This window comes from Klenkia terrae, from assembly GCF_900491935.1.
Lineage (GTDB): Bacteria > Actinomycetota > Actinomycetes > Mycobacteriales > Geodermatophilaceae > Klenkia > Klenkia terrae.
The window spans coordinates 2,027,635-2,039,956 of record NZ_UEXK01000004.1 but is presented as its reverse complement, the minus strand read 5'-3'; the positions used below and the strand labels follow the sequence as shown (position 1 = coordinate 2,039,956).

At 75.3% G+C, this 12,322-nt stretch carries 13 protein-coding genes; 9 read left to right on the top strand and 4 right to left on the bottom strand.

What is annotated here, in order from left to right; genetic code table 11:
- Positions 1–1,341 (bottom strand): RecQ family ATP-dependent DNA helicase (locus LFA75_RS10475; RefSeq protein WP_225233582.1); only part of this gene is annotated, 1,341 nt, incomplete at its 3' end.
- Between the two features lie 140 nt (positions 1,342–1,481).
- Between LFA75_RS10475 and LFA75_RS10470 the strand changes: the two genes are divergently transcribed.
- The 5 genes from LFA75_RS10470 (at position 1,482) to LFA75_RS10450 (ending at position 5,455) form a co-directional block, all read left to right on the top strand.
- A complete protein-coding gene (locus LFA75_RS10470; protein ID WP_225233581.1) occupies positions 1,482–2,303 on the top strand; it encodes a PIG-L family deacetylase in 822 nt (273 codons plus the stop codon).
- 77 nt (positions 2,304–2,380) lie between these two features.
- A complete protein-coding gene (locus tag LFA75_RS10465) occupies positions 2,381–2,773 on the top strand; it encodes a TOBE domain-containing protein (RefSeq protein WP_225233580.1) in 393 nt (130 codons plus the stop codon).
- Positions 2,773–3,588 (top strand): molybdate ABC transporter substrate-binding protein, encoded by an 816-nt coding sequence (modA, locus tag LFA75_RS10460; protein WP_225233579.1) that lies wholly within the window; start codon positions 2,773–2,775, stop codon positions 3,586–3,588. Before LFA75_RS10465 ends, modA begins: the two co-directional genes overlap by 1 nt.
- Positions 3,589–3,674: 86 nt before the next feature.
- Positions 3,675–4,412, top strand: coding sequence for an ABC transporter permease (locus tag LFA75_RS10455; RefSeq protein ID WP_225233578.1), 738 nt, complete (start codon positions 3,675–3,677; stop codon positions 4,410–4,412).
- Positions 4,409–5,455 (top strand): ABC transporter ATP-binding protein, encoded by a 1,047-nt coding sequence (locus LFA75_RS10450; RefSeq protein WP_225233577.1) that lies wholly within the window; start codon positions 4,409–4,411, stop codon positions 5,453–5,455. The genes LFA75_RS10455 and LFA75_RS10450 overlap by 4 nt, the downstream gene beginning before the upstream one ends.
- A gap of 4 nt (positions 5,456–5,459) precedes the next feature.
- Here LFA75_RS10450 and LFA75_RS10445 read toward each other — a convergent pair whose 3' ends face one another.
- A complete protein-coding gene (locus LFA75_RS10445) occupies positions 5,460–6,266 on the bottom strand; it encodes a DNA-formamidopyrimidine glycosylase family protein (RefSeq protein WP_225233576.1) in 807 nt (268 codons plus the stop codon).
- Positions 6,267–6,330: 64 nt separating this feature from the next.
- Positions 6,331–6,930 (bottom strand): NAD(P)H:quinone oxidoreductase, encoded by a 600-nt coding sequence (wrbA, locus tag LFA75_RS10440; RefSeq protein WP_225233575.1) that lies wholly within the window; start codon positions 6,928–6,930, stop codon positions 6,331–6,333.
- Between the two features lie 106 nt (positions 6,931–7,036).
- Between wrbA and LFA75_RS10435 the strand changes: the two genes are divergently transcribed.
- The 3 genes from LFA75_RS10435 (at position 7,037) to LFA75_RS10425 (ending at position 10,675) form a co-directional block, all read left to right on the top strand.
- On the top strand, positions 7,037–7,603 hold the full coding sequence (locus tag LFA75_RS10435; RefSeq protein WP_225233574.1) for a TetR/AcrR family transcriptional regulator: 567 nt from the start codon (positions 7,037–7,039) through the stop codon (positions 7,601–7,603).
- Between the two features lie 76 nt (positions 7,604–7,679).
- Complete coding sequence (locus LFA75_RS10430; RefSeq protein WP_225233573.1) at positions 7,680–8,726, top strand: zinc-binding dehydrogenase; 1,047 nt, start codon at positions 7,680–7,682, stop codon at positions 8,724–8,726.
- Positions 8,727–8,929: 203 nt separating this feature from the next.
- Positions 8,930–10,675, top strand: a complete 1,746-nt coding sequence (locus tag LFA75_RS10425; protein ID WP_225233572.1) for a SpoIIE family protein phosphatase — start codon at positions 8,930–8,932, stop codon at positions 10,673–10,675.
- A 3-nt stretch (positions 10,676–10,678) separates the two neighbouring features.
- Here the strand turns inward: LFA75_RS10425 and LFA75_RS10420 are convergent, their stop codons facing one another.
- The gene (locus tag LFA75_RS10420; protein ID WP_225233571.1) at positions 10,679–11,482 is read right to left on the bottom strand and encodes a sulfite exporter TauE/SafE family protein; all 804 of its coding nucleotides are present in this window, start codon (positions 11,480–11,482) and stop codon (positions 10,679–10,681) included.
- A gap of 73 nt (positions 11,483–11,555) precedes the next feature.
- Between LFA75_RS10420 and LFA75_RS10415 the strand changes: the two genes are divergently transcribed.
- Entirely contained in the window at positions 11,556–12,320 is a 765-nt protein-coding gene (locus tag LFA75_RS10415; protein WP_225233570.1) for an amidohydrolase family protein, read from the top strand.
- Positions 12,321–12,322: the final 2 nt, after the last annotated feature.

Genomic DNA, 12,322 nt, shown 5'->3' with positions numbered 1-12,322 from the left:
CCGGGGAGCACGCCGAGTGGGGGCCGGTCCGTCGGGGGCGGGGGTGACCGTGCCGTCGTCGGCCAGCACCACCGCGCCCACCTGGTCCAGCAGGTTGAGGTCCTTGGTGATCGGGCTGGCGCCCTTGCCGGTCTCCGCCCGCAGCGCGCCGACGTCGACCCGTGCGCCGGCGGCCGCACCGGCCCGGACCAGCCCGGCCACCTGCTGCAGGTCCTCCTCGGCGGGCACCCCGGCGGCGAAGAACTTGCGCAGGCCGAGGTCCTCCTGCCGGAAGAAGAGGACGGCGACCGCGGGCTGGCCGTCCCGGCCGGCCCGGCCGATCTCCTGGTACCAGCTGTCCACCGAGTCGGCGGGCTCGGCGTGCAGCACGAACCGGACGTCGGGCTTGTCGATGCCCATGCCGAACGCGGTGGTCGCCACCACGACGTCCAGCTCGTCGGCCATGAAGGCCCGCTGCACGTCCTCGCGCTCGGCCTTGGGCAGCCCTGCGTGGTACGCCCGGGCCCGCAGCCCGCGCGCCACCAGGGCGTCGGCCAGCTCGAGCGTGCCGCGGCGGGTGGCGCTGTAGACGATCCCGGTGCCGCGGGCGGACTCCGCGACTGCCCGGTCCAGCAGGGCGGCGGTCTTGCGGTCGGCGTCGGCGTGGTGCTCGACCTCGAGCCGGATCTCGGGCCGGTCGAAGCCGGCGACGACGACGGCCGGCTCGGTCATCCGCAGCCGCTCCACGATCTCGGCGCGGACCGGGGGGGCCGCGGTGGCGGTCAGCGCCAGCACGGTGGGGGAGCCGAGCTGCTCGACCACGGCGCCCAGGCGGAGGTAGTCGGGGCGGAAGTCGTGGCCCCAGGCCGACACGCAGTGCGCCTCGTCGACCACCAGCAGGGCGGGCGCGGTGGCGTGCAGCGCGGCGACCACCTCGGTGCGGGCCAGCTGCTCGGGGGCCAGGAACAGGTAGCGGACCGATCCGTCCCGCAGGCCGTCGAGGGCGGCCTGCTGCGCGGTCGCGGACTCCGCGGAGTTGAGCAGGGCCGCGCTCAGCCCGAGGGCGTCCAGCCGCTGCACCTGGTCGCGCTGCAGGGCGATGAGCGGGGAGACCACCACGACCGGGCCGTCCAGCAGCTCGCCGGCCACGGTGAACACCAGGGACTTGCCGGCGCCGCTGGGCAGCACCGCGAGGGTGTCCCGGCCGGCGCACACCGCCTGCAGTGCGTCCTCCTGGCCCGGGCGGAACGCGGCCGCCGGGTCGCCCAGCAGCTCGCGGGCTCGCTCCCGGATGCGGCGGGGGCGCACCGCGGCGGGCGGGCCGGCGACGGGGCGCGCGGGAATGATGTTGGTGCTGGTCACGAGGCGATGTCGCGGTCGGTCACCACGGCCTGCTGCCCCGGCCCGCGAGATCGTCAAACACCTCCCAGGTCAGCGGCCGGATTCGTTCCGTCGACGCCGCGCACACTGGTCCCGCACACCCCCCACCCGGAAGGTCGTCCGTGTCCCGTCCGCTCACCCTCATGGCCGTCCACGCCCACCCCGACGACGAGGCGACGTCGACCGGCGGCGTGCTCGCCCGGTACGCCGCCGAGGGCGTGACCACGGTGCTCGTCACCTGCACCGACGGCGCGCTGGGCGACGCCGGCTCGGTCAAGCCGGGCGAGGAGGGCCACTCGGCCGAGGAGGTCGTGGCCCAGCGCGCGGCGGAGCTGGCGGAGAGCTGCCGGATCCTGGGCGTCACGCACGCCCACCAGCTGGGCTACCACGACTCCGGGATGATGGGCTGGCCGCAGAACGACGCCCCCGGCGCCTTCTGGACGACGCCGCTGGACGAGCCGGTCGCCCGGCTGGCCGAGCTGATCGCGCAGCACCGGCCCGACGTCGTGGTCACCTACGACGAGAACGGCTTCTACGGCCACCCCGACCACATCCAGGCCCACCGGATCACCGTGGCCGCCCTGGAGGCGTCGGGCTCGGATGCCCGGCTCTACTACAGCACCATCCGGCGCAGCGACTTCGCGCGGTTCGGCGAGATGATGCGTGCCGCGGGCGAGGAGTTCCCCGAGGCCGAGGAGGGCCAGGAGATGCCGGCGATGGGGGCCGAGGACGCCGACGTCGCCGCCGACGTCGACTGCACCGCCTTCGCCCAGGCCAAGCGGGACGCGCTGGCCGCGCACGCCAGCCAGGTCGAGAACATCTTCTTCCTCAGGCTGCCGATGGAGGTCTTCACCGCGGCCATGGGCCGGGAGGCCTTCGTGCAGGCCCGGCCGGTCCGCACCGGCACCGACGTCGTGGACGACCTCTTCGCCGGCCTGCGCTGACCTCCGGCGGTCTCCGTTCCGCACCTGCGGGGGATGCGGTGTTGTGACGCCGCCGGTGCGTGTCTAGGGTGCGCGATGTGACCGCCACCTACCGGATCGCCGAGGCCGCCCAGCTGCTCGGGGTCAGCGACGACACCGTCCGCCGCTGGATCGACGGCGACCGGCTGGTGGCCCACCGCGGTGCCGGCCCCGCGCAGGTCGACGGCACCGACCTGGCCCGGGTGGCCGCCGAGCTGCACGAGGCGCCGGCTCCGGGCACGACCCGGGGTTCCAGCGCCCGCAACCGGCTGACCGGGATCGTCACCCGGGTCGTCCGGGACACCGTGATGGCCCAGGTCGAGATCCAGTGCGGGCCCTACCGGATGGTCTCGCTGATGAGCCGCGAGGCCGCCGACGAGCTGGGGCTGGAGATCGGCGTCCGCGCCGTCGCCACGGTCAAGGCCACCCAGGTCAGCGTCGACGTCCCCTGATGAGAGGCACCCCCGTGCGACTGCGCGTCCCCCTGGCCCTGGCCGCTGCCGGCCTGCTCACCCTGACCGCGTGCGGCAGCGACGAGCCGACCGAGGCCGCGGCCGCGGGCACGAGCGCGGACGGCGGTGGCCTCACCGGCACCCTCACCGTCTTCGCTGCGGCGTCGCTGACCGACGTCTTCACCGACCTGGGCGACCAGCTGATGGCCGACAACCCGGACCTGACGGTGACGTTCAACTTCGCCGGCAGCTCCGCGCTGGCCACCCAGATCACCCAGGGCGCGCCGGCCGACGTCTTCGCCAGCGCGAACCAGACCCAGATGACCGTGGTGACCGACGCCGGGCTCAACTCGGACGAGCCCACCGTGTTCACCGAGAACGTGCTGGAGATCGCCGTCCCCGCGGACAACCCGGGCGACGTCACCGGGCTGGCCGACTTCGCCGACGCGGACCTGACCCTGGCGATCTGCGCCCCCGACGTGCCGTGCGGCGCGGCCGCGGAGCAGGTGTTCGAGGCCGCGGGCATCACCGCGCAGCCGGACACCCTGGAGGAGGACGTGCGCGCCGCGCTGACCAAGGTCGAGCTGGGCGAGGTCGACGCCGCGCTGGTCTACGCCTCCGACGTGCAGTCGGCCGGGTCCGGCGTGCAGGGCATCGAGTTCCCCGAGGCCGAGGACGCGGTCAACGAGTACCCGATCACCACGCTGACCGCCGCGACCAACCCGGACGCCGCGCAGGCGTTCCTGGACCTGGTCGAGTCCGACGCCGGCCAGCAGGCGCTCACCGACGCGGGGTTCCGGAGCCCGTCGTCCTGACCCGCACCGCTCCCCGCCGACGGCGCCGGGGCACCGGGGTCCCCGCCCCGCTGCTGGTCCCGGCGCTGCTCGGCGTCGCGTTCCTGGTGCTGCCGCTGCTCGGGCTGCTGATCAGGGCACCCTGGTCGGACCTCTGGCCGCAGCTGACCGAGCCCCAGGTCGGCCAGGCGCTGCGGCTGTCGCTGGTCTCGGCGACGCTGGCCACGCTGGTGTCGCTGGTGCTCGGTGTGCCGATCGCGTGGGTGCTGGCCCGGTCGACGATCCCCGGGCGGTCGGTGCTGCGGGCGCTGGTGACGGTCCCGCTGGTGCTGCCCCCGGTGGTCGGCGGCGTCGCGCTGTTCCTGGTGCTGGGCCGGCAGGGGATCATCGGCCGGGTCCTCCACGAGCAGTTCGACGTGACCATCCCGTTCACCACGACCGCCGTCGTCATCGCCGAGACGTTCGTGGCCATGCCGTTCCTGGTGATCAGCGTGGAGGGCGCGCTGCGGGCCGCCGACGCCCGGTTCGAGGACGCCGCCGCCACGCTCGGCGCCGACCGCTGGACGACGTTCCGCCGGGTCACCCTGCCGCTGGTCGCCCCCGGCGTCGCGGCCGGTGCGGTGCTCTGCTGGGCCCGCGCGCTGGGCGAGTTCGGCGCCACGATCACCTTCGCCGGCAACTTCCCCGGGACGACGCAGACCATGCCGCTGGCGGTCTACCTGGCGCTGCAGTCCAACCCGGAGGGCGCGATCGTGCTGTCCCTGGTGCTGCTGTTCGTGTCGCTGGCGACCCTGCTGCTGCTGCGCGACCGCTGGCTGGGCCGCTCCGGGAGCCCGGTCACGTGAGCCTGCACGCGCACGTCGTCGTCCGCCGGGGTGTCCTGCTGGTCGACGTCGACCTGGCGGTGGCCGACGGCGAGGTGCTGGCCGTGCTGGGGCCCAACGGGGCCGGCAAGTCCACCGTGCTGCGGGTGCTGGCCGGGTTGCTCCCGCCCGACGGCGGCCGGGTGACGGTCGGCGCCGACGTCTGGGACGACGACACCCACCACCTCCCGGCCCACGAGCGGCCGCTGGGGATGGTCTTCCAGGACCACCTGCTCTTCCCGCACCTCAGCGTGCGCGACAACGTGGCCTTCGGGCTGCGCACCCGGGGTGTGCGGCGGGCGCCGGCCCGGGCGACCGCGGAGGGCTGGCTGGGCCGCGTCGGGCTGGCCGGGTTCGGCGACCGGCGGCCCACCCAGCTCTCCGGCGGGCAGGCGCAGCGGGCGGCGCTGGCCCGGGCGCTGGTGGGGGAGCCGCGGCTGCTGCTGCTGGACGAGCCGCTGTCCGCGCTGGACGCCCGCACCCGGCTGACCGTGCGGGCCGAGCTGCGCCGGCACCTGGCCGACTTCGCCGGGTGCACCGTGCTGGTCAGCCACGACCCGGTCGACGCGATGGCGCTGGCCGACCGGGTGGTGGTGGTGGAGGACGGCGTCGTCGTCCAGGAGGGCACGCCGGTCGAGGTGGCCCGGCGCCCGCGCACGGACTACGTGGCCCGGCTGGTCGGGCTGAGCCTGCTGCCCGGGACGGCGTCGGGCACGACGGTCGCCCTGGACGGCGGGGGCGAGGTCGCGGTGGCCGAGCCGGCGCAGGGCCCGGTGCTGGTCGCCGTCCGGCCGGAGACGGTCTCGCTGTACCTGTCCCGGCCCGACGGCAGCCCGCGCAACGTGTGGCCGGCGACCCTGGCCGGGGCCACCCCGCACGGGTCGACGGTGCGCTGCGACCTGGCCGGCGCGGTGCCGCTGACCGCCGACGTCACCGCGACCGCGTTCGCCGAGATGGGGCTGGTGCCCGGCGCGCAGGTGTGGGCCTCGGTGAAGGCCTCGGAGGTCGCGGTCTACCCGCGCTGAGCGCTCAGCGCTGGCAGCTGGGGCACCACCAGGTGTGCCGGACCTCGGGGTCGTTCGGGATCTCCGCGGAGAACTCGAGCTTCGTGCCGCACCGCCGGCAGGGCTCGCCGGTCCGGCCGTAGACGTAGTAGCGCTGGCCCGGGCGGGTGTTGCCGGTGGTGACCCGGCCCGGCCCGCCGGGCTGGACGGCGAAGCGCATCGCCCGGGCGGCCAGCTTGACGAGCGGCTCGACCTGCACCTCGCCGACCGGGGTGAGCGGGAGGTGCCCGCGCAGGAAGGCCAGCTCGTTGACCCAGACGTTGCCCAGGCCGGTGAGCACCCGCTGGTCCAGCAGGGCGGCGACCAGCGGGCGGTCGGGCTGCGCCTCGAGGTTGGCCGTGGCCGCGGCGACCAGGTCGGCGACGTCGCGGTGGTCGTCGAGCAGGTCCGGGCCCAGGTGGCCCACGACGGTGTCCTCGGCGGCGGTGGGCAGCAGCTCGACCACCGGCATCCGCAGCGCGATCGCGGTGGCGCCGGTGGTCTCCAGCACGAGCCGGGCGTCGCCCATCATCCGGCGCGGCAGCATCTTCCCCGCGCCGACGACGCTCCACTCGCCGTCCATGCGCAGGTGGGTGTGCAGCGTCAGCGCCTCGCCGGCGAGGTCGAGGCGGGTGAGCAGGTGCTTGCCGCGCGGGACGGTGCCGAGCACCCGGGCGCCGCTCAGGTCGGCGGTGGCGTGCCGGGCGACCCGGAAGTCGCTGCGCAGCACCTCGGTCCCGGTGAGGACGCCGAGGCGCCGGGCGAGCCGGTAGATCGTGTCACCTTCGGGCATGGGTGGCCCACGGTAGTCCGGTGTGCACCCGGGCAGGACGGCGTCCCACCCGGGTGCGGCCGGGTCAGGCGGTGAGCTTGGCGCTGATCTCGGCGAGTCGGCGACCCTGGTAGCGGGCGGCGGCGAGCGCCTCGTCGGAGGCGGCGTCGGCGTTGCCGGCCGAGGGGGCCGAGGTGCCGTAGGGGTTGCCGCCGGCGGCGAACAGCAGCGGGTCGGTGTAGCCCGGCGGCACGATGACCGCGCCGAAGTGCGAGAACACGTTGAACAGGGTCAGGATCGTGGACTCGTTGCCGCCGTGGGTGTTCTGCGCGCTGGTGAACGCCGTCGCCCCGCGGTTCGCGAGCTTGCCGGTCGCCCACAGGCCACCGAGGGTGTCGATGAACTGCTTGAGCTGCGCAGACGGCGTGCCGAAGCGGGTGGGGGTGCCCAGGGCGTAGCCGTCGGCCCACTCCAGGTCCTCGGGCTGGGCCAGCGGGACGTCGGCGACGGCGTCGGCGTGCGCGCGCCAGGCCGGGTTGCTGTTGATCGCGGCGTCGGGGGCGGTCTCGGCCACGCGGCGCAGGCGTACCTCGGCCCCGGCGTCCTCGGCGCCCTGGGCGAGCGCCTGGGCGAGCTGGTGGGTGTTGCCGGTGGAGGAGTAGTAGACGACAGCGATCTTGGTCATGCGGGGAGTCCTCCTGGGGAGACGGTTGCGTCCTCAACCATCTACCCCGGCAGCCCGGACCTACCCGTGCTTGACGGATCGAGGTTGTGATTGTTCACTCACTCACATGACGACGACCGGCGCGGGGTTCCGCTCCACCGCTGAGGAGCAGCGTGAGCGGATCACCGTCGCGGCCCTCGGCGTCTTCGCCGACAAGGGGCTGCACGCCACCCCGGTGGCCGACGTCGCGACCGCGGCCGGCGTCTCGCCGGCCTACGTGTTCCGGCTGTTCGCCGGCAAGGTCGGGTTGTTCGTCGCGGCGGTCGACCGGTGCTACGAGCAGGTCGCCCAGGTGCTGTCGACGGCGGTGCGGGCCGGCGCGGCCGAGGACCCGGCGGCCCGGCTCGACGCGATGACCGCGGCCTACGTCGAGCTGATCCGCGACCGCAGCCTGATCATGATCCAGGTGCACGCGCAGAGTGCCTGCGACGTCCCCGAGGTGCGCGACGCCGTCCACCGCGGCCTGGCCCGCGTCGTGGAGACCGTCACCCGGGACTCCGGCGCCGACCCGGTCGCCGTCCAGCGGTTCCTGGCCTACGGGCAGCTCTGCCATCTCGTCGTCCAGGCCGACCTCGACCCGGCGGACGGCGGCTGGGCGCAGACCATCACCGCCGGCATCGCGCACGCCCCCTGAGCCGGTCCCCGCCGGTCGGGCACCCGTACTGCCCTGCTTTGTGACTGACCGATCAGTAACCACCGAGGAGCCCGACATGACCAGCACCCCCGCCCTGCCGTCCACCACCACCCGGGTCGTCCTGCCCGGGCTCGTCGAGCCCGAGGGGCTGCAGGTCGTGCAGGCCCCGGTCGCCCCGCCCGGGCCCGGCCAGCTGCTGGTGGCCGTGGAGGCCACCGGCGTCAGCTACGCGGAGCAGGCGATGCGCCGGGGCCGCTACTTCGGCCAGCCGGCCTTCCCGTTCACCCCGGGCTACGACCTGGTCGGTCGGGTCCTGGCCACCGGCGAGGGCGTCGCCGCGGAGCTGGTGGGCTCCCGGGTGGCCAGCATGACCAAGACCGGCGCCTGGACCGGGCACGCCGTCGTCCGGGCGCGGGACAGCGTCGTCGTCCCCGACCACCTGGACCCCGGGCTGGTCGAGGCGCTCACCGTCAACGGCGTCACCGCCTGGCAGATGCTGCACCGCGCCGCCCGGGTCACCCGCGGCCAGACGGTCCTGGTCTTCGGCGCCAACGGCGGCGTCGGCACCGTGCTCGCGCAGCTGGCGCAGCACGCCGGCATCCGGGTGATCGGTGCCGCCTCGCCCCGCCACCACGAGGCGCTGCGGGCGGCCGGGGTCGAGCCGGTCGACTACGCGGACCCCGACCTGGCGGCCCGGGTGCGTGCCCTGGCCCCCGACGGCGTGGCCGCGGTCTTCGACAACGTGGGCGGCGAGACCACCCGCACCGCCTTCGGCCTGCTGGCCCGCGGCGGCACCCTGGTCTCCTACGCGATCATCGACGCCGTCTCGGGCACCGGCAGCCTCGGGCTGCCGTTCGCCAAGGCGATCGGCCGCAACCTGTGGTGGTCGGCGCTGCCCAACGGCCGGCGGGCCACCTTCTACGACCTGTGGTCCGGGCACGCCGTCCGCCGGGCCCGCTTCCGCCGCCACCTGGAGACCGACCTCGCGGCGGTCCTCGAGCTCCTGGACCAGGGTGTCCTGACCCCGGTCGTCGCGGCCCGGTTCACGCTGGCCGAGGCCGCCGCTGCGTTGACCCTCGCCGAGTCCCGCACGAGCAGCGGCAAGATCCTGCTCGTGCCGTGAGGGGGGACGGCGGGACCCCACCTCGCGCAACCGACGCGGTGCCCTCTGCTGGACCATCCGATGGCGCGCGAGGCGACGGGGGTCCCGCCGCCGGTCTGCGCGCTGCCGGGTCCGGGGCAGCTCGTGCCCAGGGAACCACGGCGCGACCCCCTGCCACAACGACCCCCTGGGCACCGGCGCGCGTCGTCCGGCACGATGTCCGGGTGGTCACCCCGGGAGGTCCGGCACCGCAGGCCGCCCTCCGGGCCGTCCTCGGCCCGGCCGAGCCGACCCCGTGCCGTGCGCTGTTCGCCGGGACGGACTGGGCCACGACGGCCATCGGCGCACCGGAGACCTGGTCGCCGACCCTGCGGTCCGCGATCAGCACGGCGATGAACACCCGGTTCGGCATGCTGGTGATGGCCGGGCCCGAGCTGGTGATGGTCTACAACGACGCCTACGCACCGCTCATGGGTGCGCTCCACCCGGCGATGGGCCGGCCGCTGCCGGAGGTGTGGGCCGACGAGTGGCCGACGCTGGCCCCGATGGTCGAGCAGGTCGTCACCGAGCAGGTGGCCAACCACTTCGAGGACTTCCTGCTGATGAGCAGCCGCAACGGGTTCCTCGAGGAGACCTACTTCACCTTCTCCTACAGCCCGCTGATCGACGCCGACGGCGAGGTCGTCGGTCTGCTCGACACCGTCCTGGAGACCACCGAGCGCGTCCTGGCCACCCGGCGGCTGCAGCTGGCCCAGCAGCTGGGCCAGACCGGCGCCGCCCGGCACGACGACCTGGGCGCCGCCGTCGCGGCCGTGGTGGAGGTGCTCGCCGAGCACCGGACCGACCTGCCGCTGGCCGGCGTACACCTGCTGACCGACGTCGACGACCCGGGGAGCCCGCTGCTGCTGCACGGCGGGCACGGTGTCCCGGCGGTCGCGCCGGGGACGGCGGAGGAGGCGTGGTTGCGCACCGCCCTGACCGGCCGGCAGACCGCCGAGGACCTCGACGGCAGGTGGGGCGCTGTGCCGGCCGAGATCGGCGACGGACCGGTCCGGACCGCCGTCGCCCTCCCGCTCACGCCACCGGGGCGCAGCGCCGCGGTCGGCGTGCTGGTGCTGGGCCTGAGCCCGCACCTGGTGCAGGACCAGGCGTACCGCACCTTCCAGGAGCTGGTCGCCAACCAGGTCGCCGGCGTCCTGGGCGACACGCTCGCCCACCTCGCCGAGCGGGCGGCGGCCGAGACCAGCCGGACGATGTCGGAGGCCCTGCAGCGCAGCCTGCTCACCGACCCGGTCGAGCCCGAGCACCTGCACATCGCCGTCCGGTACCGCCCGGCCACGACGGAGGCCGAGATCGGCGGCGACTGGTACGACGCCTTCCGCGGCCAGGACGGGGCCACCTGGTTGGTGGTGGGCGACGTCGCCGGGCACGACCAGAGCGCGGCCGCGGTGATGGCCCAGGTGCGCAACCTGCTGCGCGGGATCGCCTTCACCCAGCACTCACCGGCCCGGGTGCTGGAGGCCCTGGACGCCGCGATGGCCGGGTTGGGGGTCGACCGCCTGACCTCGGCGGTCGTGGTGCGGGTCGAGCCGGAGCCGACCGACGGGGTGCACCGGCTGCGGTGGTCCAACGCCGGCCACCCGCCGCCCCTGCTCGTGCCCGCCACGGGCGGTGCGGTCCCCGTCGGGGCACGCGTGGAGCGGATCCTGGGCGCCGTCCCCGGCAGCCCGCGCACCGACCACGACCTGGACCTCCGCCCCGGGGACGGGTTGCTGCTCTACACCGACGGCCTGGTCGAGCGGCGGACCGGCAACCTGGACGACGCCCAGGCCTGGCTGGTCGGGCACGTCGTCGGCCTGCGGGGTCTGCCGCTGGCGCAGCTGTGCGACGAGCTGATCGCCGTGGTGACCGACCACGCCGAGGACGACATAGCCCTGCTCGCCCTGCGCTCGGACCCGCACGGCGGCTGACGCTCAGCTCCGGTGGTCCTGCCAGACGTCGACCGACAGCCGGGTGATCAGCGCGACGGCGACCACCAGGAACACGACCCGGATGAACCGGTTGCCCTTGGCGATCGCCATCCGGGCCCCCAGGTAGGCGCCGGCCACGTTGGCCGCACCCATGAGCAGGCCGAGGCCGACCAGCACCGCGCCCGAGGGCAGGAAGTACAGCAGGGCGCCCAGGTTGGTCGCGGCGTTGACCACCTTGGCCGTGGCGCTGGCGTGCAGGAAGTCGTAGCCGACCACGGCGATCAGCCCGATGACCAGGAACGTGCCGGTGCCGGGGCCGAGCACCCCGTCGTAGAACCCGATGACCGCGGCCAGCACCATCGCCAGCAGGTAGTGCGCGGCCGCCTCCCGGCGCGGCCGGGCCAGCTCGCCCAGGGAGGGCCGGGTGGCGATCAGCCCGGCCACGGCCACCAGGGCCAGCACGATGACCGGCTTGATCGCGGCGGTCGGCAGGTTCGCCGCGACCGAGGCGCCCAGCGTGCTCAGCAGCAGGGCGACCACGGCCATCGGGGCGGCCGTCCGCAGGTCGGTCCGGGTGCGCCGCAGGTAGGTCAGCGCGCTGGTCGTGGTGCCGGCGATCGAGGCCAGCTTGTTGGTGGCCAAGGCCTGCAGCGGGGTCAGCCCGCCGACCAGCAGCAGGACCGGCAGCTGCACCAGCCCGCCGCCGCCCACGACGGCGTCCACCCATCCGGCGGCGAAGGCCGCCAGCAGCAGGACCAGCAGCGCCGTCGCCGAACCGTCGGGCGGCAGGACGTCGAGCAGGGACACGGGGCAGGCTCCACGGCAGCGGTCGGACGACGACGTAGTGGAGCAGGTCCGGGCCGCTCCTACGCTGCCGGGGGTGCCCCCGCCGCTGTTCGACGCGCACCTGCACGTGGTGGACCCGGCGTTCCCGCTGGTGCCCAACCAGGGCTACCTGCCGCCGGCGTTCACCGTGGCCGACTACCGGGCCGCGGTCGCCGACCTGCACGTGGTGGGCGGGGCGGTCGTCTCCGGGTCCTTCCAGGCCTTCGACCAGAGCTACCTGGTCCGGGCGCTAATGCTGCTCGGACCGTCGTTCGTCGGGGTCACCCAGCTGCCGGCCTCGGTGACCGACGAGGAGCTGCTCCGGCTGGACGCCGCCGGGGTGCGGGCGGTCCGGTTCAACCTGGCCCGCGGCGGGTCGGCGCCGGTCGCCGAGCTGGACCGGCTGGCCCGCCGGGGGCACGAGGTCGCCGGCTGGCACGCCGAGCTCTACGTCGACGCCCGCGAGCTGCCCGGGCTGGCCGGGGTGCTGCGCGCCCTGCCGGCGGTGGTGGTCGACCACCTGGGGCTGCACGCCGACGGCACACCCGCGCTGCTGGACCTGGTGGCCGCCGGGGTGAAGGTCAAGGCCACCGGGTTCGGCCGGGTCGACCTGGACCCGGCCGCGGTGGCCGCGGCCGTCGTGGCGGTCGACCCGGGCGCGCTGCTGGCCGGCACCGACCTGCCCTCCACCCGCGCGCGCCGGCCGTTCGAGCCCGTCGACCTCCGGCTGCTGGCCGACGCTGTGCCGGCCGAGCACCACGACGCCGTGCTGCGCGGCAACGCGGCGGCGCTCTACCTGGCCCGGCCGCGCCCGGCCTGAGG